Consider the following 23,738-nt stretch of genomic DNA (forward strand, 5'->3'; position numbering starts at 1 on the left):
GTTTTGTGCCACCATCGGCGCCTATAAGCGTCGTCAAGGAGGCCCCCATGCCGCAAACCATCGCCCTCGTGGATGACGACCGCAACATCCTCACCTCGCTGTCCATGACGCTGGAGCAGGAGGGCTACACCGTCCGCACCTACACGGATGGCGAGAGCGCGCTTCAGGGGCTGATGGGCAAGCCCGCCGACCTCGCCGTGCTCGACATCAAGATGCCGCGCATGGACGGGATGGAGCTGCTGCAGCGCCTGCGTGCGCGCAGCGCCATGCCGGTGATCTTCCTCACCTCCAAGGATGAGGAAGTGGATGAGCTGATGGGCCTGCGCCTCGGCGCGGATGACTACATCACCAAGCCCTTCAGCCAGCGCCTGGTGCTGGAGCGCATCCGCGCGCTGCTTCGCCGGAACGAGGCGATGAAGGCCGAGAGCAGCGGCGTGGTGGCGGGCGGCCTGCTGGTGCGCGGCGACCTCACGCTGGACGAGACGAAGCACACCTGCACCTGGAAGGGAAAGCAGGTGCAGCTGACCGTCACCGAATTCCTGCTGGTGAAGACGCTCGCCCTGCGCCCCGGCCTGGTGAAAAATCGCGACCAGCTGATCGACGCCGCCTATGGCGAGAACATCTACGTGGATGACCGCACCATCGACAGCCACGTGAAGCGCGTGCGCAAGAAATTCCGCGCCGTGGATGACGAGTTCGCGCAGATCGAGACGCTCTACGGGATCGGCTACCGCTACAAGGAGCAGTAGCCGGGCCTGCCCTCAGGCGGCGCGGATCTCCGCCAGGAACCGGTCCACCTGGCCGCGCATCTGATCCGCCTGGCGGGCGAGGTTGCCGGAGGCGCCGCGCAGTTCGACGGCGGAGCTGCCGGTCCGCTCGGCGCCTTCGCGCACTCCGGCGGCATGGCGCGCGGCGTCCTGCGTGCCCGCCGCGGCCTCCGCCACCGCGCGGCCGATCTCCCGCGTCGCGGCCGACTGCTGTTCCGCCGCCGCCGCAACGGCGCTGGTATTCGCTTCCATCTGCGAGATGGTGCGCGAGATGCCGGCGATGGCGGCCACGGTGCGCGCGGTCTCCTGCTGCATCGTGCCAATCTGCGCGCCGATCTCCTCGGTGGCCTTGGCGGTCTGGGCCGCGAGTGTCTTCACCTCGGAGGCGACGACGGCGAAGCCCTTGCCCGCCTCGCCCGCGCGGGCGGCCTCGATCGTCGCGTTCAGGGCGAGAAGGTTGGTCTGGCTGGCGATGCCGCTGATGAGTTGCACCACCTCGCCGATGCGCTGGGCGGCATTGGCCAGGCCCTGCACCGTCGCATCTGTCTCCTGCGCATTGCTGGCGGCGTCGCGCGCCACGGCCGCGGCCTCCTGCACCTGGCGCGAGATCTCGGCGATCGAGGCGGAAAGCTCCTCCGAGGCGCCAGCCACGGATTGCACATTGGCACTCGCCTGCTCGGCGGCGGCGGCGACGGAGGTGGCGCGCTCGGTGCCGTCGGTGGCGTTCACGCTCATCTCCGTCGAGGTCTGTTCCAGCCCGCTGGCCGCGACGGTGAGGGCGCCCAGCACCTCCGCCGTCTCGGATTCGAAGCGGTGGATCAGCGCCTCGATCCGCTGGGCGCGGTCGGCCTTGGCGGATTCCTCCGCCAGGCGCGCCGCGGCCAGTTCCTCGCGCTGCAGCGCGCCGCGGCGCAGCGTCTCCACCGCCGTGGCCAGGCGGCCCAGCTCATCCTGCCGGTCCTGGCCGGGCACGGCGGTGGTGAGTTCGCCGGTGGCGATGCGGTCCACCACCTCGGTCGTGGCCTGCAGGGGCGAGACCACGCGGCGCAGCAGCAGCAGCACGGCGGCGGCCGAGAGCAGCGCCGTCACCAGCACGAGCGCGAGGCCGATGCCGAGCGACAGCCAGGCCGCGCGCGTCATGTCCCGCGCCTTGCCCAGCGCATCGTCCAGCGCGGTGTCGCGCAGCTGCAGGATGCTGGCCTGGGCCGGGAGGGACCAGGCGCGGAAGGCCGTGAGATCCTCCGACCAGGGGGTGGCCGGCGCGCCCGGGGCGGGGCGGGCCCGCGCCCACTCCATCAGCCGGTTCCAGCGCACCGCATCGCGGTTCTGGAAGACCTGGATCTGACGCTGCACCTCGGCCGTCAGGGCGGGCGCATCCTTCAGCGCGGCGACCATGCGCTGCACGCTTTCCCAGGCCTGCTCGACGCGGCCCGTCATCTGCTCGGCCGCGACCAGTTGCTCGGGCGGGATCGGCCGGCCGGACACCCAGGCATTCATCATCAGGTTCCGGCGGCCGGCATATTCCCGCATGTCCATGGCCTGGAGCGCGACATTGACCGGTGCTGCGATGGCCGGGGCCTCGGTCGCCACGCGCTCGGCCGCGACGGCGGCCAGCTGTCCCATCTGGGTGCCCGCAGCGGTGCGCGCAGCCAGCAATTCGGCGGCGAAGGTGGCATCGCGCTCGGCGGGCGGGCGGGCCAGCATGCCCTCGAGCCGCTGGCGGAAACGCGCCAGGGTGGCGATGCCCTCCCGGATGGCCGCCGCATCGAACCCCGCCTCGCGCGTGCTGCGCTCGGCCGCGGCGAGGAGGCCGTCGGTCGTCGCCGCCGTGGTCGCGAGGAAGGCCCGGTCGGGGCTGGCGGCCTGGGCGGCGACGTTCAGATGCCCGGATTCGACCGCGAGGGCGGTCTGGGCGCGCTGCACGTCGCTGATCACCCGGGCGGCGACCTCGGCCCGCTGGCTGCTGGCCAGGGTCCGCGCACCCTCCCAGGCGAGCCAACTGGTGCCGAGCAGCCCGGGCAGCGCGACGGCGAGGAAACCGATGTAGAAGACGGTGCGGATGCGCATGCTGATCCCCGTGCGGAAAGCTGTCCGGTCGGGAGCATGCCGCAGAAGGATTAGCGCATCGTGAAGCGCCGCCCGCGCTTCAGCCTCCAGGCTGGTCGCAGGGGCCGGGCGCCTCGCGGCGGCCGGGGTCTTCCTGGAATTCCAGCGCGTAGGGGCGCTGCGGGATGAGCACCAGCGCGCGCATGTCCTGCGGGCTGCCATCCTCGTAGATGGCGTGGGATTCCACGAAACGCGCCGGCTGCCGGCGCGGCACCACCGGGATGCGGCGCATCGCGCCCTCGATCAGGTGCTCGATGCAGGTGGTGGCGCCGGGCGCGTAGCTCCGCACCGTCACCTCGAAGCGCGGCAGGTTGGGCGGGACCTCCTGCGGGATGGCGATGAGCAGCGTCGTCACGCAATTCTCCGGCAGGCGCTCGACGGGCGGGCGCCGGCGCGATTGCGTGATGAAGGCCTGGGCGGCGCGCTGCGTGTAGCAGACCACCGTCTCCATCGTGGGCAGCGGCGCACCCAGGCGCGGTTCCTCCTGCGCGCGGGCGGGGGCGGTGGCGAGCAGGCCCGCGAGGATCAGCGCGGCGCGACGCATGCCGGCAATTCCAGCAGGCTTGTCACGCGGGCCACGCCTTGCGCCGAGGCATCCTGCACCTCGCCCCAGATCCCGCGCGGGATGAAGACCGGGTGCATGCCGGCGGCGCGCGCCGGCTCCACGTCATTGTCCACGCGGTCGCCCACATAGGCGACGCGCGCGGGCTCGGCGCCCGTGGCGCGCAGCACTTCCTCGAAGAAGCGAGGATCGGGCTTGGAGACGCCCCATTGGTGGGAGGTCGCGATGAAATCGGCGCCGAGGTCCAGCGCGTGCAGCGCCTCCAGCACGCCATCGGGCTGGTTGCCGGCGATGCCGAGCCGGAAGCCCGCATCGCGGAGGGCCATGAAGGCATCGCGCACATCGGGGTAGAGATCATCCTCGCCCGGGATTTCGAGGCCGGCGAGGCGCTGGCGATGCGCCTTGATGTCGAGCGCGGGGGCGATCTCGCGGATGGTCCCGCCGATGCCCTTGCCGGCGGCGATGCCCTGGCGCAGCGCCTCGGTGAAATCCACCTCGTGCATGTCGAGCACGCCGGCCCAGCCGCGGATCAGCCGCGCCTCATCCACCAGCACGCCACCGACATCGAAGACCACCCACTGGATCACGACAGCCTCCTGGTGATGCTCACCACGTCATCTCCAGAAGCGCGATGCGATTCTCCGAGAGCGGCAGCACGCGGCCCGCGATGCCTTCCTGGTTGAAGACGCCCGCGATGGGTGTGCCCAGGCGCTCGGCCGGCAGGCGGAGATTGGCCACGGCGAGGCTCGCGACACCTTCGCGCCGCTCCGCCACCTCGCGCCCATCCAGCAGCACCACGTCGCGCGGCCAGGAGAAATAGCCGCGCGGCCGCGTGAGGCGCGTGAGGCTGGCGGCGGCACGATCCGCCTCGGTGAGTGGGGCGGGCGGGCGCAGGTGCAGCACCTCGGTCGACCGCGGGAAGGGCGAGCGGAAGTAATGCGCGGTCGGATGGCCGGGCGCCGTCAGCACGATTTCCAGCGTCCAGTCGCTCTGCACCGTCACCGGCCCCCAGACCCCATCCGTGCCCGTCTCGCGCCGATGGATCGCCTCGCCGATGCGCGCACCTGTGCGGGCATCGGTGCGGAAGATCTCCACCACGGCACCCGCGACGGGGCGGTTGGTGGCACCGCCGGCGACGAGGTTGGTGACCAGGCCATTCAGCACCGGCCGCGCCTCGGCTGGCACGGTGAGCGTCGCGGGTTCGCGTCCGGCGATGAAGCGGAACTGCTCGCGGAAGGCACGCCAGTGATAGGCGATCTCGCGGTGGTCCAGCCCGGGCAGCAGGATGTTGGTGGCGCCGCGCAGCGCGGGGCCATCCTGCGTGATGCCGGTGGGCGTGCCGGGGCGGCCGACGAAGCGGCCATCGGGCTGGGCGAAGAGGTCATTGTCGGAGCGCAGCGCGAGGAAGGCCGTACCCTCCACCACGTCGGAGGCGCCGCCGTTCAGCCGCCGCAGGAAGGGGCTGCGCGCGTTGAACTCACTCCCTTCGTTGAACTCCCAGTCGAAGACGCCGCGATTGGGCGTGCCGCAGGTGATGGCGTGGCTGACCTGCGTGGCACCGCCCTGGTGCACCACGAAATCGCGGATTGGATAGCCGCCGCGCGAATTGCCGATGAGCGCCACGCGCGGCGCGCCGGTGCGGGCCCGCAGCTCGGCCACGAAGGCGGCCAGGCGCTGGGTCTGCTCGGCGCTGGAGCTGCGGTTGTCCTGCGGCACCGCGTCATTCGCGCGCGCCAGCGGGTCCGGCATGTTGACCGCCATCAGGCGATCGCGCGGCCAGCCATTCACCTCGAAGCGCCAGAGGGTGGTGAGCCAGAGCGCGGCATGGTCGCCATTGCCATGCACCATGAGGATGGGCGGCAAGGCTTCCTGCGCGCGCAGGGTGGCGGGGGCGGCGAGCGCGGCGGCGGCGCCGAGGAGCAGGGAGCGTCGGGCGAGCATCATGCCGCGCCTTTAGCATCGGCGCGCGGCGGAGTCGCGTCTCGCTTTCGTGTCAGCGACGGACGGCGCGGCGCAGCGCATCCAGCACCGAATCCATCGCCGCCTGATAGCCGGGCCCGTCCAGGTAGCCGTCCATCGCGCCAGTGCGCTCCAGGAAATTCTGCCAGGCCGGGTTCTCGCGCGCACGGCGGAAGCGGTCATGCAGGGTGGCGGCGATGTCGTCCGGCAGGCCGGCGGGCGCGTTCAGCCCCTTCATGTTCTCGATCACCACATCCCAGCCCAGCTCGCGCAGCGTCGGTACATCGCGGAAGGCGGCAAGCCGCTCGGCCGAGGCGACGGCGAGCGGCCGCACCTCGCCGGCCTGGGCCAGGCCCGCCATCTCCTCCGGCGCCAGCACGGCAAGCTGCACCGTGCCGGCCATCAGTGCCTGGAGCGAGGGCGCGCCGCCGGTGAAGGGCACGTGCAGGAACTCCACGCCCGCCGCCTGCTGCAGCAGCACAAAGACCGCGTGATAGATCGAGCCCTGGCCGGAGGAGGCATGCGGGATGGTGCCGGGCGCACGCCGGGCCGCCTCCACCGCCGCGCGCAGATCCCCATAGGGGCCGCCGCGCCGCGCCACGATCAGCAGCGGCTGCCGCGTCAGGCGAATGATGGCGCGGAAGGAGGTCTTGGGGTCATAGGGCAGGTCGCGGAAGGCGGGCAGCGAAATGCTCTCGCTGCCGCCGCCGACCAGCAGGTTCAGCCCATCCGGCGCCATGCCGGCGACCTGCTGCGCCGCGATGGCGCCGCCCGCGCCGGGCCGGTTCACCACGATGATGGGCGTGGGAAAGAGGCGCTGCGCGGCTTCCGCCGCCGCACGGCCCGCGAGGTCCGCGCCGCCGCCCGGCGCGAAGCCGACGATGAGCTGGATGGGCCGCGCCGGCTCCCAGGCCCGCGCCTGCGTGCTGGCGAGAATGGCGGGTGCCGCCAGGAACGCCCTGCGTCCGAACATCGTGACCTCCCTTGATTTTGCGCGAGGATAGCGGTGCGCCGCCCGCCGCGCCATGCTGCCCGCATGATGCGACACCCCACCCCCGCCGGCGCCACCGACTGCCACATGCACATCTATGGGCCGGAAGCGCGCTATCCCGTGGCGCCGACCAACCCCTCGCCAGTGCCCTTCACGAGCGACTTGCCCGCCTATCGCGCCGTGAAGGCGCGGCTCGGCCTCGGGCGCACCGTGGTGGTGCAGCCCACCGCCTATGGGCTGGACAATGCCTGCACCATGGATGCGGTGGCCGAGCTTGGCCTCGATGCCGCGCGCGCCGTGGTGGCGGTGACGGTGGAGACGTCGATCGCGGAATTGCAGCGCCTGCATGCGGCCGGCGCGCGCGGAGCGCGAGCCTTCATGCTGAAGGGCGGTCCCGTCCCCTGGGAGGGGCTGCCGGCGCTTGCCGCGCATGTCGCGCCGCTCGGCTGGCATGTGCAGCTGCAATTCGATGGCGGCGAGATGGAAGCGCGCGCGCCGCTCATCGCCAGCCTGCCCTGCGACGTGGTGATCGATCACATCGGCCGCTTCCATGATCCGGTGCCGCCCTCCGCGCCGCCCGTGCGCGCGCTGCTGCGCCTGTTGGAAAGCGGGCGCGTCTGGGTGAAGGCCTCCTCGCCCTATGGCGTCTCGCGATCCGGTCCGCCCGCCTATGCGGATGTGGCCGCCATTGCCCGCGCCATCATCGCGGCGGCGCCGGAGCGCGTGGTCTGGGGCTCCAACTGGCCGCATCCCAATGCGCCCGCGCCCAAGCCGGACGAGGCCACCTTGCTCGACCTGCTGGCCGAATGGGCGCCCGGGGAATCGCAGCGCCGCGCCATCCTCGTGGACAATGCGGCGCGGCTTTACGACTTCTGAGCGGTGCCCGGGGCGCGGTGGACGATCTCGCCGCCCACCATCGTCATCTCCGCCGCGATGTCCTTCAGCGCGGATAGCTCCACCGTCAGCGGATCCGCCGTCAGCACCGCAAGATCGGCGAGCTTGCCGGGTTCGATCGCGCCCTTGTCGCGCTCGCTCATGGTGAGATACGCGCCCGCATTGGTCGCCGCGCGGATGGCGCTTTCACGGCTGATCGCCTGGCGCTCGCCCACCGCGCGCTGCGTGTGCATGTTCTGCCGCGAGACCGCCTGCCACATCGGATAGAACATCGAGACGGGGACATTGTCCGTGGCGAGCGCATAGGTGACGCCCGCCTCCTCCAGCCAGCGCAGCGGCGAGATGCTGTCCTCGTCGGGCAGCTTGTTGCGCTCCACCAGCAGGTGCCCCTCCTTGTAGATGTAGCGATTGGTATGGGTGGTGAGCACCAGGCCGAGGTCGCGGATGCGGTGCACCTGCTCCTGGCTCAGCACCGCGATATGGCCCAGCACCCAGCGCAGGTCGCGGATGGGCACCACCTCGTTCACCTCGGCAAACAGGTCGAGCATGTTGGGCCAGATGCCGATGGCGCGGATGCTGTGGCGCGCGCAGGCGATCAGCATGTCCTTCGCGCGCTCGCGATCCAGCCCCATGTCGTAGTTGAAGCCCGCCCAGCCGGTATAGGGCGCGGCCTGCGCGCGCAAAGCATTGTCCGGCGTGCGCCCGATTTCGGTGATGAGGCCGGAAAGGCGCAGCATGTCATCACCCAGCCCCGCGCCGGCGAGCTGATGCGCCCAGCCGCTGATCAGCCGCTCCATGGAGACACCCTCCATCCCGCGCCAATCCGGGCTCAGCGCCAGGTGGGAGCGCATGGTGAGTTTCCCCGCCGCATGCACCTCGCGATAGGCGGCGAGCAGCTCGGCCGCCACGCCATGCTCCTCATAGATACTCGTGGTGCCGAAGGCATGATACATCGCGGCCGATTTCGGAAGCCCGGCCACCCGATGCGCATGGGTGAAGCCCGGCGCCATATGGAAGGCGGCGAGCTCCATCAGCGGCACGTAGCCCTGCTCGATGATCACGCCATCCGGCTCGCCCGCCGCATCCTTGCGGATGGTGACGGAAGGGTGCGGCGGCGCCGTCTCGCGCGTGATGCCGGCGAGCTTCAGCGCCATCGTGTTCGCGATGGAGACGAGCGGCAGCGAATGCCGCCAGAAGCCCCAGATCGGCCGGATATAGACGGGGTTGCGCGGGGCCGCGTCATCCAGTTCCTGCCGCGTCGGCCAGCGGCCCTCGGCGAGCGATTCCGGCAGGTCCCAGTAGAAGGGTGGTTCGCCCACCGGCATGGTGACGATCCATTCGCCCGGCGCCTTGTCCTTCGCCAGCTCCGCGATGCGCGCCTGGATGGCGGCGATGGAGCGGCAGCCGGCCAGGCTCGGGAAGACGTCCTTCAGCCCCTCGCGATCCATATGGGCGTGGCCATCGATCAGCCCGGGCAGCACGGCGCGGCCATCCAGCGCGATGTGCCGCGTGTGCGGCGCCGCGTGGCGCTGCACCATCGTGTCCTCGCCCACCGCGATGAAGCGGCCGGCGCGGATCGCGACGGATTGGGCGATGGAGAAGCGCGCATCGGCGGTGATGATCTTGCCGCCGCTGAGGATGATGTCGGCCGGTTCCATGCGTCTCACTCCGAACGTTGCAGGCGGCCCTGGCGCACCATCTCCGCCCACCGTTCCACATCGGCGCGGAAATAGGCGGTGAAGGCCGCGCTCTCGGCCGGGATGGGTTGGGCGGCGGAAAGCCGCAGGCGCTCGCGCACCGGGGCGGCCTGCAGCGCGGTGAGTGCCGCCGCCTCCAGCCGGCGCTGCGTGCCCTCCGGCGCGCCGGAGCGGATGAACAGGCCCACCCAGGTCTCGAAGGCATAGCCCGGCACCGTCTCGGCGATGGCGGGCACCTGCGGCAGCACGTCCGAGCGGTTGCGCGACGTGATGCCGAGCGCCCGCACCGTGCCCTGCTGCACCTGCCCGATGGAGGAGGCCATGACATCGAGCAGCATGTCGATGCGCTGCGCGATCAGGTCGGGATAGACGGCGCCCGAGCCGCGATAGGGCACATGCAGCAATTCCACCCCCGCCGCTGCGCCCAGCAGCACGCCGGCGAGGTGGCTGCCCGTGCCAGGCCCGGAAGAGCCATAGCTGACCCGCCCCGGCGCCGCCCGCGCCGCCGCGAGCAGCGAGGCGACGTCCCGATGCGGCGATTGCGGCGAGACGACGAGCAGCGAGGGAATGGCACCCACGCCCAGCACGGGTGTGAGATCCCGCACCGGATCAAAGCCGAGATTGCTGAGCGAGACGCTGCTGGCCAGGCCCGCGCCGGTGAAGAGGATGGTGTGCCCATCCGGCCGCGACTGCTGCGCCACATAGGCCGCGCCGACATTGCCGCCCGCACCGGGCCGCGTGTCGATCGCCACCGGCTGGCCCAGCGCGGCGGACAGCTCCGGCGCCAGCACGCGGGCCAGCACATCAATCGTGCCACCCGGTGCGAAGGGCACCACCAGCGTCAACGGGCGTTCGGGGAATGTTTGCGCGTGCGGGTGAAGCGGCAGCAGGAGCAGGGCAGCGAGCAGCAGGCGGCGCATCGGAACCTCCGGTCAGGGAGGTTCAGTTTGGGCCGATCCTGCCGCCCTCGCCCAGTCCCTCGCGCGCCTGCGTGGCCAATTCATCGGCCCGCTCATTCATGGGATTGCCCGAATGCCCGCGCACCCAGATCCACTCCACCTCATGCGGCTTGGCGGCGGCGAGCAGGCGCTGCCAGAGGTCGAAATTCTTCACGGGATCGCGCGCTGCGTTGCGCCAGTTGTTCCGCACCCAGCCCTTGATCCACCGCTCCATGCCGTTGCGGACATATTCGCTGTCGGTGTGCAGCATGACCTGGCAGGGGCGGGTCAGCGCCTCCAGCGCCGCGCAGGCGGCCGTCAGCTCCATGCGGTTGTTGGTCGTCTCGCGCTCGGCCCCCGTCAGTTCGCGCGTGACCTCGCCGAAGCGCAGGATGGCGGCCCAGCCGCCAGGGCCCGGATTGGGCTTGCAGCCGCCATCCGTCCAGATCTCGACCTTGCGCGGGGCGTCAGGCACCGAGGGCCTCCGGGCTCTGGGCATGGCCGAAGAAGCGCAGCTTGTGCAGGTATTCCAGCGGGTCCTTGCGCGTCACCATCGCACCCGGCGGCGTGTTCACCCAGTCATAGAGGCGGGTCAGCAGGAAGCGGATCGCGGCGCCGCGGCACAGCACGGGCAGGGCGGCCAGCTCGGCCTCGCTCAGCGGTCGCACCGCCGCATAGGCGCGCAGGATGGCGCGCGCCTTGGTCACGTTGAAGCTGCGATCCGCCTCGAAGCACCAGGCGTTCAGGCAGACCGCCACGTCATAGGCGAGCAGATCCGTGCAGGCGAAGTAGAAGTCGATCAGCCCGGAGACGCGGGGCGTGCCGCCCTCCTCCAGGAAGAAGACATTGTCGGGGAAGAGGTCGGCATGGATCTGGCCGACTGGCAGCGCACCCGCCACAGGCCACGCCGCCAGGATGCCGGCCAGTGCCGCGTCCAGCTCCGCGATCAGCCCGGCCTGCACCGCCTCGCCATCCGCGCGGCAACGGTCGAGCAGCGGCGCCCAGGCGGCGGGGCCCAGGCCATTGGGCCGCACCTCGGCGAAGCCCTGCCCGGCCCGATGCAGCCCGGCGAGTGCGGCACCCAGCGGTCCGCAATGCTCGGGCCGGATGCGGCGCGGCCAGACACCGGGCAGGAAGGTGCAGATCGCCGCCGGCCGGCCGGCCAGTTCACGCAGCGCCTGCCCGTCCCGTCCCGCCACGGGTTCAGGCGCGGAAAGCCCATGCGCGACGAGGTGCCGCATCAGCCCGAGGAACCAGGGCAGTTCGCGCGGGTTCACGCGCTTCTCGTAAAGCGTCAGCACATAGTCGCCCGCGCTGGTCTTCAGCGCGTAGTTGGAATTCTCCACGCCCTCGGCGATGCCGCGAAACGCCAGCAGCGCGCCGATGTCGTACTCCGCGAGGAAGGCACGCAGCGCCTCGTCGGAGACTTCCGTATAGACCGCCACAAATCAGGCCGTGGCCAGCGCCGCCGGGAGCTTGAAGATGATCTTCTCCTCCGCCACCACGATTTCCTGGATGGTCAGCTCATAGGCTTCGCGCAGGCGCTCGATCACCTCCTCGACCAGCACCTCGGGCGCGCTGGCGCCCGCCGTGATGCCGATGCGCGAGACTCCCTGCACGGTGGCGAGGTCCAGCTCACGCCCGCGCTGCACCATGACCGACTTTGCGCAGCCCGCCCGGCCGGCGACTTCCACGAGACGCACGGAGTTGGAGGAATTGGGCGCGCCCACCACGATCATCATGTCCACCTGCGGCGCGATCTCCTTCACCGCCGCCTGGCGGTTGGTGGTGGCGTAGCAGATGTCCTCCTTCGCCGGTGCCGAGATCTCCGGGAAGCGCGATTGCAGCACGCGGACGATCTCCGCCGTGTCATCCACCGAGAGCGTGGTCTGCGTGATGAAGGCGAGCGAGGCGCCCTCGGGCGGCGTCACGCTCCGGGCCTGGGCCTCGTCCTCGACCAGGGTCACCGCACCCTCGGGCAGCTGGCCCATGGTGCCGATCACCTCCGGGTGGCCGGCATGGCCGATCAGGAAGATGTGCCGCTTGCGGGAGAAATGATGCTCTGCCTCGCGGTGCACCTTGCTGACCAGCGGGCAGGTGGCGTCGAGGAAGAACATGTCGCGCCGCTGCGCCTCGGCCGGGATGGATTTCGGCACGCCATGCGCGGAGAAGACGACGGGCTGGCCGTCATCCGGGATTTCGTCCAGCTCCTCGACGAAGACGGCGCCCTGGCGCTCCAGCGCCTCGACCACGAAGCGGTTGTGGACGATCTCATGCCGGACATAGACCGGGGCGCCGTGCCGCTTCAGCGCCTCCTCCACGATCTTGATCGCACGGTCCACCCCGGCGCAAAATCCGCGCGGGCCGGCAAGGATGACATGAAGCGAGGGCTTGGCGGCCATGCGATGGGGTTCCGGGGGCGGGTTGCGACCCCTCCACACTATCGCTTTGCGCGGATCGGTGCCAGACGGAGCGCCGGATGGGACGTGAGCGGGGACGAATGATGAAGCGTCTGGGTCTGGGTGTGATGGTCGCGGCCGGGCTTGCAGTGGCGGGCTGTGGCGGACCGCGGCTGGAGGATCTGCTGGTCCCCTGCCCAAGCCTGACGCTGCCGGCCGATGTGGCCGACCTGACGCGCTACCAGGCCGACAGCCAGCCGGATCATTCCACCATGGTGATGGATGCGCGCATCACCGGCATCGAGGGCAGCTGCCGCCGCGGCCGACGCGACCAGACGCTGGATTCGAGCATCGCCGTCCGCTTCCAGGTGGAGCGTGGGCCAGCCGCCCCCTCGCGCGGTTTCCAGCTGCCCTGGTTCATCGCGCTGCTCGATGCCCGCACCAACGAGGTGCTGAACCGGCAGAGCTTCATCATGAACGGCCAGTTCGCCGTGAACACCACGCGGGCCAATGTTACCTCCCAGGCGGTGGACATCGCCTTCCCGGTGGGAAGCGGCCGGCGCGTGCAGGATTACCGCATCCTGGTCGGCTTCCAGCTGAACGAGGACGAGGTCGCGATGAACCGCCGGCGCGGGCCGCGCTGAGGAGGGCCGCTCAGCCGCGGGATGTGTGGACCAGCTCCTCCAGCTGGCGCCACTCCGCCGGGATCGGGACGATGCATTCGATCAATGTGGGTCCGGACCGCGCGATCGCGGCCTGGAAGGCCGTGTGGAAGCCCTCCGCGCTGTCCGCCCGCACCGCCTGCACGCCCAGGCCCGCCGCGACAGGCACCCAGTCGATCGCCGGATCGGCGAGGCTCAGCATCGAGTCCATCCGGGCGTTCGCCGCTCCCTCGCGCACGCGCGCGAGTTCCAGCCCAAGGATGTTGTAGCGGTCATTCTTGAGCAGGATGATGACCACGTCGGTCTTCTCGCGCGCCATGGTCCATAGCGCCTGCACGGCATACATGCCGCTGCCGTCGGCCTGCAGCAGCACGGTCTTGCGGCCTGGGCAGGCGATGGCGGCGCCGAGCGCCATGGGCAGGCCGCCACCGATCGCGCCACCATTCAGGGGATTCAGGTAATCGTGCGGACGCGCGCCCTTGGTGGCGGCGAAGATCCAGGGTGCATTGGTCGCCGCCTCATCCACCAGAACGGCGTCCTCCGGCATCAGCAGGCTCAGCGAGGTGCCGATGGCGGACGCGGTGAGCGGCCCCGTCGGTGCCGCGCCCGTGAAGGATGGCTGGCGCGGATATGGCGCGCCGGAGGCGCCACAGGCGGCTTCCAGCGCTTCGAGCGCGGCCGCGAGGTCGTGCCGCGCACTCGCCATCTCGAACAGGTCGCAGCCCGGGGGGGATTTCATCACCGGCTTGCCGCGATAGGCGAAGGTGGCGACCGGGAAGGCAGCCCCCACGAAGATCAGCTGCTCGAAGCCGGCGAGGAACTGGACGCACATCTCGAACTCGTAGGGCACCGGTTCCACCATCGGGCGACCGGCACCGCGCGCGAGATGGCTCGACGCGAAGGTCTCGCTCAGCAGCGTCGCGCCGCAATGCGCCGCGATCCGGGCAGCGCTCTCGAGCGCGGCTCCGTGCTGCGCCGCATTGCCGACCACGAGCCCGGTCTTGCGCCCGTTCGCCAGCAGCGCCGCGGCATGCGCGATCGCCTCCGCCGCGAAGGAGGGGCGTGGCTGCACCATGGGGGCGGGCGGCGGGTTCGCATCTTCCCAGTGCCGGTTGGTCGGCGCGATGATCGTGCAGACCTGGCCGGTCCGGGCGAGCATCGCCGCCTCCGCGCCCAGTTCGCCGAGTTGCGTCGCGCTGCGTGCTTCCTGGCACCAGTGGGAGACGACACGCGCCAGGTCGCTGATGCGCCCGTTTACGAGCTCATGCTCGGGATAGTTCGGCTGGTGGTAGGATGCGTTCGCGCCGACGACATTGACGACCGGCGTGCCGGCGCGCCCGGCGTTGTGCAGCATGGCGATGCCATTGGCGAGGCCGCTGCCGACATGCAGCAGCGTGAAGGCGGGCTTGCCTGCCATGCGCGCATAGCCATCGGCCGCGCCAGTGACCACATCCTCCTGCAGGCACAGGATGGGCCGCACGGAATCCGCCAGCCCCATCTCATAGACCAGCTGCATCTCGGATGTGCCGGGATTGGCGAAGCAGGTGGTGATCCCTGCATCAACCAAGGCCTTGAAGAGGGATTGGGCGCCATTCATGGGACGTTGCCTCTTGGGTGTTTCTGGCTCAGCCAGCCGCCCTCGCGCACAGGTTTCCCGTTCATGCGGCGGCAGCTGGATCCTGTCTCCAGCGGCAGCCTAGCGGCGATCCCCGGTTGATGCCTAGCGTCGCCTCGGCCGGCTCAGGCGCTTGGAGGCGCGGGAGGCCGGATGACTACGCCCGTCCGTGGCAGTGCTTGTACTTCTTGCCCGAGCCGCAGGGGCAGGGCGCGTTGCGCGGCGTCTTGTCCCAGGTGGAGGGGTCGTTCGGGTCCACCTCGGAGATCACGCGCGTTTCCTGCCGGGCGATCGCCGCCGCGCCGTAATCCGGGGCGGGCGGCATTGGCGCCATCTCATAGGGTTCGGCATCGGGTGCGGCGTGGCGCATGTCGGTCACGCGGATCGGCTGCGGCTCGGGGATCGGCGCATCGGCCGTCAGCTCCAGGCGCAGCAGCAGCGAGGTGACACGCTCGCGCAGGTCTTCCAGCATGTTGTTGAACAGCGCGAAGGCCTCGCGCTTGTACTCGTTCAGCGGGTCACGCTGGCCATAGGCGCGCAGGCCGATGCCCTGGCGCAGGTGATCGAGGCTGAGCAGGTGCTCCTTCCACACCTGGTCGAAGAGCTGCAGCAGCAGCGACTTCTCGACCATGCGCATGAAGTCGGGGCCGAGATTGGCGGCCTTGGCGGCGGCCACCTGGTCGGCCGCGGCCTCGATGCGCTCGCGCACCTGGACCTCGTCGATCCCCTCTTCCTTCGCATAGGCGGCGATGGGCAGGTCGAGGCCCAGCACGTCGCGCACGCGCTTCTCCAGGCCCTCCAGATCCCATTGCTCCGGATAGGCGTTCTCGGGGATCGCCTTGTCCACCATGGCGCCGATGGTCTCGTGCCGCATCTCGGCGATGGTCTCGCTGAGATCGGTCGAATCCATGTAGGCGCGGCGCTGGGCATAGACCTCGCGCCGCTGGTCGTTCATCACGTCGTCGTATTTCAGCAGGTTCTTGCGCGTGTCGAAGTTCCGCGCCTCGACCTTCTTCTGCGCCTTCTCCAGTGCCTTGTTGATCCAGGGATGGATGATGGCCTCGCCTTCCTTGAGGCCGAGCTTCGTCAGCATGCCGCCCATGCGGTCGCTGCCGAAGATGCGCATCAGGTCGTCTTCCAGCGAGAGGAAGAAGCGGCTGCCACCCGGGTCGCCCTGGCGGCCGGAGCGGCCGCGCAGCTGGTTGTCGATGCGGCGGCTCTCATGCCGCTCGGTGCCGATGACGAAGAGCCCGCCCGCCGCCTTCACGATGGGCTGCGCCGCCGCAACCTCCGCCAGGTGGCGCGCATAGACCGCGTCATATTCCGGCCCATGCCCCTCGGGCACCTCGGCCTTGGCGAGCATGTCCGCGTTGCCGCCGAGTTTGATGTCGGTGCCGCGGCCAGCCATGTTGGTGGCGATGGTGACGGCGCCGGGGCGGCCGGCCTGGGCGACGATGCCGGCCTCCTGCTCGTGGTAGCGCGCGTTCAGCACATTGTGCGGGATGCCCGCCTGCTTGAGCAGGCTGGAGATCAGCTCGCTCTTCTCGATGCTGGTGGTGCCGACGAGGCAGGGCTGGTTGCGCTCCCGGCATTCGCCGATGAGCTTGATGACCGCCTGGTATTTCTCCATGGCGGTCCGATAGACCTCGTCATCCTCGTCCTTGCGCGCGACGGGCACGTTGGTCGGGATTTCGACGACTTCGAGCTTGTAGATCTCGGCGAACTCGTCCGCCTCGGTCGCGGCGGTGCCGGTCATGCCGGAGAGCTTGGGATAGAGGCGGAAGTAGTTCTGGAAGGTGATGCTGGCGAGCGTCTGGTTCTCCGGCTGGACGGTCACGTCCTCCTTCGCCTCCAGCGCCTGGTGCAGGCCGTCGCTGTAGCGGCGGCCTTCCATCATGCGGCCGGTGAACTCGTCGATGATCACGATCTTGTCGTTGCGGACCACGTATTCGACGTCGCGCTTGAACAGCACATGCGCGCGCAGCGACTGGTTGACATGGTGCACGATGGAGACGTTGTGGCTGTCATAGAGGTTGCCCTCCTCCAGCACGCCGGCGGCCAGCAGCATGGCCTCGATGTCCTCGCCGCCCTTCTCCGTCATCGCGACGGTGCGCTGCTTCTCGTCCTTCTCGAAGCGTTCCGTGTCCTTCACGAATTCCGCCATGACCGCGTCCACGCGGCGATAGAGGTCGGAGGTGTCGTCCGTCGGGCCGGAGATGATAAGCGGCGTGCGCGCCTCATCCACCAGGATGCTGTCCACCTCGTCCACGATGGCATAGTGGAAGGGTCGCTGGACCATCTCCTCCAGGCGGTACTTCATGTTGTCACGCAGGTAGTCGAAGCCGTACTCGTTGTTGGTGCCGTAGGTGATGTCGCAGGCGTAGGCCGCGCGGCGCTCGTCATCGCTCAACCCCTGGACGATGACGCCTGTGGTGAGGCCGAGGAAGCCATAGACCTGGCCCATCCATTCGGCGTCGCGCTTGGCCAGGTAGTCGTTCACCGTCACCACATGCACGCCCTTGCCGGGCAGCGCGTTGAGGTAGCAGGGCAGGGTGGCGACCAGGGTCTTGCCCTCGCCGGTCTTCATCTCGGCGATCTTGCCGTCGTTCAGGACCATGCCGCCGATCATCTGCACATCGAAATGACGCAGGCCGATCACACGCTTCGCGGCCTCCCGCACCACGGCGAAGGCCTCTTCGAGCAGGCTGTCCAGCTCGGCGCCCTGGGCCAGCCGGGCGCGGAACTCGGCGGTCTTGCCGCGCAGCGCCTCGTCCGACAGCGCGGCAAGCGGCGCTTCGAAGGCGCTGATCGCGGGGAGGCGCGCCTGGAAACGCTTCAGCGAACGGTCATTCGCGGAACCGAAAATGGCACGGGCAAGACGAGCGAACATGGGGTGTGGATTCTCTCCGGGCGCCGCCGACGGAAGGGGCGGCTTTGGGACTTTGACAGGTAAGGTCCCCCTGCCCCCGGGTCAACGTGCCAAAGGGGGCCGGCCGGGTTGTGGGGGGGGCGGGCATCGGCCATTGTCGGGCCGCCCGTGATGGATTCCCGCCGATGTCCCGCTTTTCCCTTCCCCTCGCCCTGATGCTGGCCGCCGGCCCCGCCCTGGCCCAGGCGCCGGCTCCGGCCCGCCCCCCGGCCGCGGCGCCGGCCCCTGCGGCAACCCCCGCCCCCGCGGCGGCCGCCGAGGACAGCAACCCCGTCCTCGCCCGGGTGAATGGCGAGGATCTTCGCCTGGACGAGGTGATGGCCACCGCCGCCGAGGCCATGCCGGCCGAGCTGCGCAGCGTGCCGCCCGCCCTGCTGCGCACCATGCTGCCGCCCCAGGTCTTCGAGCAGCTGCTGGACCGCGCCATCACCGACCGCGCCATGGTCGCCGCCGCCCGCACCGCCGGCCTGGACCAGGACCCCGAGATCCGCCGCCGCGTGCGCCTCGCCGAGGAGAATGAGCTGCGCGACGCCCTGCTGCGCCGCGAGGTGCTGCCCCGCGTGACGGAGGACCTGCTGCGCGCCCGCTACGAGCGAGACGCCGCCAACCGCTCGGCCGAGCAGGAGGTCCGCGCCCGCCACATCCTGGTGGCGAACGAGGCCGATGCCCGCGCCATCCTGGCCGAGATCCAGCGCGGCGCGAATTTCGAGGAGGTGGCCCGCCGCCGCTCGACCGATCCCGCGGCCCGCAATGGCGGCGATCTCGGCTTCTTCCGCCAGGGAGACATGGTGCCCGAATTCGCAGCCGCCGCCTTCGCGCTGCAGCCCGGCCAGGTCAGCCCGGCCCCGGTCCGCACCCAGTTCGGCTGGCACGTGATCAAGGTGGAGGAGCGCCGCACCTCCAGCGGGCCGACCTTCGAGGAGAGCCGCGACACGCTGCGCCAGGCGCTGGTCGAGGAGGAGGTGCTGGCCGCCGTCCAGCGCATCCGCGCCGCGAGCCGCATTGAGCGCGTGGAGCCGCCCGCGCCGCCCGCCCCCGCCATCCAGGCCGAGCCGCCGGCACCCGCCCGGCCCGCCGCCCCCGCCCCTGCCACCCGGAGATAGACCATGACGGGCCCTGTTTCGCCCCTCGCCTTGCCGCTGCCGGAGATGCCGGCCATCGCCGGCGCCGAATGCGCCAGCATCGCCGCCGGCATCCGCTACAAGTCGCGCGAGGACATGACGGTCTTCCGCTTCGCCCCGGGCACCACGGTGGCGGGCGTCTTCACCATGAACAAATGCCCGGGCGCCCCGGTGGATTGGTGCCGTGCCGCGCTCAAGGGCGGCAAGGCGCGCGCGCTGGTGGTGAATGCCGGGAACAGCAACGTCTTTACCGGCAAGGCCGGCCGCGAGACCTGCGAGCGCACGGCGAAGGAAACCGCCGCCCTGCTCGGCTGCAAGCCGCGCGAGGTCTTCATCGCCTCCACCGGCGTGATCGGCGAGCGCCTGCCGACCGATGTGCTGCTGGCCGCCCTGCCCGGCGCGGTCGCCAAGCTCCAGGCCGATTCCTGGCAGGGCGCGGCGCGCGCCATCATGACCACCGACACCTTCCCCAAGGGCGCCACCCGCACGGCGAAGATCGGTGACGCGACGGTGACCATCTGCGGCATCGCCAAGGGCAGCGGCATGATCGCGCCCGACATGGCGACCATGCTCTCCTTCATCGCCACCGACGCGAAGATCCCGGCCGAGGCGCTGCAGAAGCTGCTCTCCAAGGGCAATGCCAAGAGCTTCAACTGCGTGACGGTGGACAGCGACACCAGCACCTCCGACACGGTGCTGCTGTTCGCCACCGGCCAGGCGAAGCACCCGCGCGTGCCGGCGGAAGGCGGCGCGATGCTGAAGGATTTCGCCCGCGCGCTGGATGAGGTGCTGCACGAACTCGCGCTGATGGTGGCGCGCGATGGCGAGGGGGCGCAGAAGCTCATCACCATCGACGTGACCGGCGCCGTCTCGGCCAGGTCGGCCCATCGCGTCGCCATGGCCATCGCCAATTCGCCTTTGGTGAAGACCGCCGTGGCGGGTGAGGACGCGAATTGGGGCCGCATCGTCATGGCCGTCGGCAAGGCGGGCGAGCCGGCGGATCGCGACAAGCTCTCCATCGCCGTCGGCGGCGTCTGGATGGCGCGCGATGGCGGCGTGATCCCGGATTACGACGAGGCGCCGGTGGTGGCCCACATGAAGGGCCGCGACGTGCAGATCACCGTGGATCTCGGCCTCGGGCGCGGGAAGGCGCGCGTCTGGACCTGCGATCTCACGCATGGATACATCGACATCAATGGCAGCTACCGCAGCTGAGCTTCCCATCGCCACGGCGCGGCTCGTGCTGCGCCGCCTGGTGCCGGCGGATGCGCCCGCCGTCACCCGGCTGGTGAATGACTATTCCGTCGCCGGAAACCTCGCCCGCGTGCCCTTCCCCTACCGGGAGGAGCTGGCGCGCGAATGGATCGATTCGGCCGGCGAGCAGATCGATTCGGGCGATGCCTATCACCTCGCCATCACGCAGGACGGTGCGCTGGTGGGCTGCATCGGCCTCACCCTCAAGCGCGGCGCGCTGCCCGAGCTCGGCTACTGGGTCGGCCGCAAGTTCTGGGGGCGCGGGCTGGCGCGCGAGGCGGGGCAGGGGCTGCTGGCCTGGGCCGAGACGCATCTGGGCATCACCGAGGTCGAGGCGAGCGCTCTGTCCGACAACATCGCCTCCCAGGCCGTGCTGAAGCATCTGGGCTTTGTCCAGGAAGGCACGGCGATGCAGCCCTTCCTCTCGCGCAACCGGGCGATGCCGGTGGCGCTGTTCCGCCGTGCCCGCGCACCCGCGCCGCCGCCCAAGCCCATCCTGCTCGTCGTCGCCTGCGCGCTGCTGGACAGCGAGGGGCGCATCCTGCTGGCGCAGCGGCCGGAGGGGAAATCCATGGCGGGCCTCTGGGAATTCCCCGGCGGCAAGCTGGACGAGGGCGAGACGCCCGAGGCCGCGCTGATCCGCGAGCTGCGCGAGGAACTCGGCATCGAGACGCAGGAGGCCTGCCTCTCGCCTCTCTTCTTCGCCAGCCACTCCTACGCGAATTTCCACCTGCTCATGCCGCTCTACATCTGCCGCAAGTGGCAGGGGCGCGCGGTGGCGCGCGAGGGGCAGAACCTCGCCTGGGTGCGGCCCGACAAGCTGCGCGACTACCCCATGCCGCCCGCCGACGTGCCGCTGGTGGCGCTGCTGCGCGATTTCCTCTGATTTCAACCGCGAGGTGCCCTGATGGCCAATCCGACCGCCTGCCTGCTGATCATCGGCAACGAGGTGCTTTCGGGCCGCACGCGCGACGCCAACCTGCAATTCCTGGCGACCCGCCTCGGTGAGCTCGGCATCCCGTTGCGCGAGGTGCGCGTCATCCCCGATGTGGAGGCGACGATCGTCGCCACCGTGAACGAGGTGCGCGCCAAATACGACCACGTCTTCACCACCGGCGGCATCGGGCCGACGCATGACGACATCACCAGCGAATGCGTGGCCAAGGCCTTCGGCGTGCCCTGGGTGGTGCATGAGGAGACGCGCGCGCTGATGGCCGAGGACTACGCCCGCCGCGACCCGCCGGTGGAGATGAACGCGGCGCGCATGCGCATGGCGACGCTGCCGCTGGGTGCCGTGCCCATCCGCTGCGCGATGACCTCCGCACCCGGCTTCACCATGGGCAATGTGCATGTGATGGCCGGTGTGCCGCGCATCATGCAATCCATGTTCGAGGCGCTGGCCCCCTCGCTGACGGGGGGCGTGCCGGTCGTCTCGCGCGCGGTGCACGCGATCGGCGTCTTTGAGGGCAATATCGCCGAGGCGCTGGAGGCGATCCAGAAGCGCCACCCGGACCTCGACATCGGCAGCTATCCCTTCTACCGCCCCACGCCGGGCAGCACGGGCTTCCCGGGCGGCGGCGTCGCGCTGGTCTCGAAGGGCGTCTCCCTGGCCGAGGTGGAGGAAGCGACGGCCGAGATCACCGCCATGCTGGCGGCGATGGGTGCGACGCCCATCCAGGGCGAGCCGGGGTAGCTACTCCAGCCGCGCCAGCCGCACCGCGGTGTGGCCGGGCGAGGTGATCAGGCTCGGCATCACCAGCATGCAGTCATCATGCGGCGTGCGGATCTCCTCATCGCCCTCCAGGGCGATGAGCGTGCCGCGCGCCGGGATGACCGTGCCGCCGCGCCAGGGCTGGGTGAAGGTGAATTCCGCCGTGCGCGCGGTGATCGTCTGCGTCACCTGCGCGAGGCGTGGGCAGGGCAGTGCCGGCATCGGGCCGGGTGCCAGGCCCAGCAGCGCCAGCAGGCGCCGCGTCGCGGTCTCCATGCGCTGCACCGTCTCCGCCTCCCAATGCCAGCCCGCTTCCAGCAAGACGGAGCGCCTGCCGCTGCCGGGCACGGCGAAGCGCCCATAGTCGATCAGCCGCCGCCCGGTCTGGTGGCCGTGATCGGCCACCACCAGCGCGGGCTCGCCCAGCTCCATCGCCAGGCGCACGGAGTCCTGCGGCCCGCCCACCAGGAACAGCGGATCCGACGGCCAGAGCATGGAGTGCAAATCGAGGATCACATCCGCGCTGTCCAGCACAGGGCGCAGCGCGCGCGCGCGCCGCAGCTCGGCCGAGCGGCGCGGCCCTTCCAGCGTCGCGATGTCCCAGAGGCGGTTCAGATCCTCCTCCAGGAAGCGGGAGGCGGTGGGGTCGTCGGGATCGAAGCGGGAGAAGGCGTCGAGATTGGCGAAGATGAGCGTAAGCCGCCCGCAGAGCGGCCTGAGGCCCTCCCGCAGCAGCCGGTCGAGCAGGATGGCGCCGGCGAATTCATTGCCATGGGTGAGGGCGACGACGCAGAGATGCGCGCCAGGCGCCCCGCTGTCGAAGGTCCAGACGCCGGGCAGGCTGTTGCCGGCGCGCCAGCGGGCGATGTCGGGCGGCTGGAGCCGGGCGGTGCGGCGCGGCGCTTCCAGCAATTCCGCCAGGGCGGGCGGCAGTTGCGCCCTCATGCGGCGCGCCTCGATTGCCGCTCGATCAGCCGGCCGAGGAAGTCGCAGCAGGCGAGCAGCTGCGCCGTGGTGATGAACTCTTCCGGCTGATGCGCCTGCGCGATGTCGCCCGGCCCGCAGACGATCGCGGGGATGCCCGCCTGCTGGTAGTAGCCGGCCTCCGTGCCATAGCTGACGAAGCCCGCGCGGTTGCTGCCCGAGGCGCGCTGCGCCAGCAGCACCAGCGGGTCATTCTCCGGCAGGCCGAGCGGCGGGGCGTTCGCGCGCACGCGCAGCTCCATCGTCGCGGCGGGGAAGACGGCGCGCATCTCGGGGAGGATCGCCTGTTCCACATGCGCGACGAAGCGGGAGAGGATCTCGGGCGCGGAATCGCCCGGCACGCTGCGGATCTCGAAGGTGAATTCCGCGCGGTCGGGCACGATGTTCAGCACCGTGCCGCTGCGGAAGGTGCCGGCATGGACCGTGGTGTAGGGCGGCTCGAAGCCTTCCACGCGGCGGCCCTCGCGCGCGAAGCGCCGCGCCTCCGCCTTCAGCCAGGCGATCGCCTCGGCGGCGGCCATCAGCGCGTTCACCGTCTCATGCGCGCGGGAGGAATGGCCGGAGAGGCCGGTGAAGACCACGTCCCAGCTCGCATAGCCCTTGTGGGCGATGACGGGCGCCATGTTGGTGGGCTCGCCCACCACGCAGAAGGCGGGCGGCGGGGCGTGGCGGCCGAGCACGGGCATCAGGCGCGCGGCACCCCGGAAGCTCGTTTCCTCGTCATGCGTCAGGCAGATGTGGAAGGGGCGTGCCAGATGCGCGCCCGTCATTTCCGGCAGCATGGCCAGGATGCAGGCGAGGAAGCCCTTCATGTCGGTGCTGCCGCGGCCGATCAGGCGCTCGCCCTCGGCGCGCAGCGTGAAGGGGTCCGCGAGCCAGGCCTGGCCCTCCACGGGCACGCAATCCACATGGGCTGAGAGCGCGATGCCGCCCTCCAGGCGCGGGCCGATGATGGCGTGCAGGTTCGCCTTGCCATCCTCGACCATGACGCGGGATTCCACGCCATGCGCCTCAAGCTCCGCCTGCACGAATTCGATCAGCGGCACATTGCTGCGCGCGCTCGTCGTGTCGAAGGCGACCAGCCTTGCCAACATGTCCTGGATTCGGGCGATTGACGGCATGCGTTGCAGCTTATCCACTCGGCGGGCC

21 protein-coding genes are annotated in these 23,738 nt (G+C 70.4%); 7 read left to right on the forward strand and 14 right to left on the reverse strand.

The window, feature by feature from the left end:
• Positions 1-47 precede the first annotated feature (47 nt).
• Positions 48-749, forward strand: coding sequence for a response regulator transcription factor (locus tag R9Z33_RS01795; RefSeq protein WP_318649591.1), 702 nt, complete (start codon positions 48-50; stop codon positions 747-749).
• A gap of 12 nt (positions 750-761) precedes the next feature.
• Here R9Z33_RS01795 and R9Z33_RS01800 read toward each other — a convergent pair whose 3' ends face one another.
• The 5 genes from R9Z33_RS01800 to R9Z33_RS01820 form a co-directional block, all read right to left on the reverse strand.
• The gene (locus R9Z33_RS01800; protein WP_318649592.1) at positions 762-2,834 is read right to left on the reverse strand and encodes a methyl-accepting chemotaxis protein; all 2,073 of its coding nucleotides are present in this window, start codon (positions 2,832-2,834) and stop codon (positions 762-764) included.
• A 79-nt stretch (positions 2,835-2,913) separates the two neighbouring features.
• Positions 2,914-3,417, reverse strand: a complete 504-nt coding sequence (locus tag R9Z33_RS01805) for a hypothetical protein (protein WP_318649593.1) — start codon at positions 3,415-3,417, stop codon at positions 2,914-2,916.
• The gene (locus R9Z33_RS01810; protein ID WP_318649594.1) at positions 3,399-4,022 is read right to left on the reverse strand and encodes an HAD family hydrolase; all 624 of its coding nucleotides are present in this window, start codon (positions 4,020-4,022) and stop codon (positions 3,399-3,401) included. Before R9Z33_RS01810 ends, R9Z33_RS01805 begins: the two co-directional genes overlap by 19 nt.
• 19 nt (positions 4,023-4,041) lie before the next feature.
• On the reverse strand, positions 4,042-5,379 hold the full coding sequence (locus R9Z33_RS01815) for a hydrolase (RefSeq protein WP_318649595.1): 1,338 nt from the start codon (positions 5,377-5,379) through the stop codon (positions 4,042-4,044).
• A 49-nt stretch (positions 5,380-5,428) separates the two neighbouring features.
• Positions 5,429-6,367 (reverse strand): Bug family tripartite tricarboxylate transporter substrate binding protein, encoded by a 939-nt coding sequence (locus R9Z33_RS01820; RefSeq protein ID WP_318649596.1) that lies wholly within the window; start codon positions 6,365-6,367, stop codon positions 5,429-5,431.
• Positions 6,368-6,430: 63 nt separating this feature from the next.
• Between R9Z33_RS01820 and R9Z33_RS01825 the strand changes: the two genes are divergently transcribed.
• The gene (locus tag R9Z33_RS01825; RefSeq protein WP_318649597.1) at positions 6,431-7,261 is read left to right on the forward strand and encodes an amidohydrolase family protein; all 831 of its coding nucleotides are present in this window, start codon (positions 6,431-6,433) and stop codon (positions 7,259-7,261) included.
• Here R9Z33_RS01825 and R9Z33_RS01830 read toward each other — a convergent pair.
• The 5 genes from R9Z33_RS01830 to ispH are packed head-to-tail and all read right to left on the reverse strand — an operon-like array spanning position 7,249 to position 12,316.
• The gene (locus R9Z33_RS01830; RefSeq protein ID WP_318649598.1) at positions 7,249-8,937 is read right to left on the reverse strand and encodes an amidohydrolase; all 1,689 of its coding nucleotides are present in this window, start codon (positions 8,935-8,937) and stop codon (positions 7,249-7,251) included. The two genes, R9Z33_RS01825 and R9Z33_RS01830, sit on opposite strands and share 13 nt — an antisense overlap.
• Positions 8,938-8,942: 5 nt before the next feature.
• A complete protein-coding gene (locus tag R9Z33_RS01835) occupies positions 8,943-9,896 on the reverse strand; it encodes a tripartite tricarboxylate transporter substrate-binding protein (RefSeq protein ID WP_318649599.1) in 954 nt (317 codons plus the stop codon).
• A 22-nt stretch (positions 9,897-9,918) separates the two neighbouring features.
• Complete coding sequence (gene rnhA, locus R9Z33_RS01840; RefSeq protein WP_318649600.1) at positions 9,919-10,413, reverse strand: ribonuclease HI; 495 nt, start codon at positions 10,411-10,413, stop codon at positions 9,919-9,921.
• Positions 10,382-11,359, reverse strand: a complete 978-nt coding sequence (locus tag R9Z33_RS01845) for a homoserine kinase (protein ID WP_318649601.1) — start codon at positions 11,357-11,359, stop codon at positions 10,382-10,384. Before R9Z33_RS01845 ends, rnhA begins: the two co-directional genes overlap by 32 nt.
• A gap of 3 nt (positions 11,360-11,362) precedes the next feature.
• On the reverse strand, positions 11,363-12,316 hold the full coding sequence (gene ispH, locus R9Z33_RS01850; protein WP_318649602.1) for a 4-hydroxy-3-methylbut-2-enyl diphosphate reductase: 954 nt from the start codon (positions 12,314-12,316) through the stop codon (positions 11,363-11,365).
• Positions 12,317-12,417: 101 nt separating this feature from the next.
• Between ispH and R9Z33_RS01855 the strand changes: the two genes are divergently transcribed.
• On the forward strand, positions 12,418-12,957 hold the full coding sequence (locus R9Z33_RS01855) for a hypothetical protein (RefSeq protein WP_318649603.1): 540 nt from the start codon (positions 12,418-12,420) through the stop codon (positions 12,955-12,957).
• A 10-nt stretch (positions 12,958-12,967) separates the two neighbouring features.
• Here R9Z33_RS01855 and R9Z33_RS01860 read toward each other — a convergent pair whose 3' ends face one another.
• A complete protein-coding gene (locus R9Z33_RS01860; RefSeq protein WP_318649604.1) occupies positions 12,968-14,572 on the reverse strand; it encodes an acetolactate synthase large subunit in 1,605 nt (534 codons plus the stop codon).
• 175 nt (positions 14,573-14,747) lie between these two features.
• On the reverse strand, positions 14,748-17,480 hold the full coding sequence (gene secA / locus R9Z33_RS01865; protein WP_318649605.1) for a preprotein translocase subunit SecA: 2,733 nt from the start codon (positions 17,478-17,480) through the stop codon (positions 14,748-14,750).
• A gap of 164 nt (positions 17,481-17,644) precedes the next feature.
• Here secA and R9Z33_RS01870 point away from each other — a divergent pair, with 164 nt between their 5' ends.
• Genes R9Z33_RS01870 through R9Z33_RS01885 form a run of 4 tightly spaced genes read left to right on the forward strand, consistent with a single transcriptional unit; the run spans position 17,645 to position 21,587 of the window.
• On the forward strand, positions 17,645-18,622 hold the full coding sequence (locus tag R9Z33_RS01870) for a peptidylprolyl isomerase (RefSeq protein WP_318649606.1): 978 nt from the start codon (positions 17,645-17,647) through the stop codon (positions 18,620-18,622).
• Between the two features lie 3 nt (positions 18,623-18,625).
• Entirely contained in the window at positions 18,626-19,855 is a 1,230-nt protein-coding gene (argJ, locus tag R9Z33_RS01875) for a bifunctional glutamate N-acetyltransferase/amino-acid acetyltransferase ArgJ (protein ID WP_318649607.1), read from the forward strand.
• Positions 19,836-20,780, forward strand: a complete 945-nt coding sequence (gene mutT / locus R9Z33_RS01880; protein ID WP_318649608.1) for an 8-oxo-dGTP diphosphatase MutT — start codon at positions 19,836-19,838, stop codon at positions 20,778-20,780. The genes argJ and mutT overlap by 20 nt, the downstream gene beginning before the upstream one ends.
• Positions 20,781-20,801: 21 nt before the next feature.
• The gene (locus tag R9Z33_RS01885; protein WP_318649609.1) at positions 20,802-21,587 is read left to right on the forward strand and encodes a competence/damage-inducible protein A; all 786 of its coding nucleotides are present in this window, start codon (positions 20,802-20,804) and stop codon (positions 21,585-21,587) included.
• Here R9Z33_RS01885 and R9Z33_RS01890 read toward each other — a convergent pair whose 3' ends face one another.
• Both R9Z33_RS01890 and argE read right to left on the reverse strand, forming a co-directional pair.
• Entirely contained in the window at positions 21,588-22,550 is a 963-nt protein-coding gene (locus R9Z33_RS01890) for a M14 family metallopeptidase (protein ID WP_318649610.1), read from the reverse strand.
• Entirely contained in the window at positions 22,547-23,710 is a 1,164-nt protein-coding gene (gene argE / locus R9Z33_RS01895; protein WP_318649611.1) for an acetylornithine deacetylase, read from the reverse strand. Before argE ends, R9Z33_RS01890 begins: the two co-directional genes overlap by 4 nt.
• Positions 23,711-23,738 lie beyond the last annotated feature (28 nt).

The organism is Sediminicoccus rosea, from assembly GCF_033547095.1.
Classification (GTDB): domain Bacteria; phylum Pseudomonadota; class Alphaproteobacteria; order Acetobacterales; family Acetobacteraceae; genus Roseococcus; species Roseococcus rosea.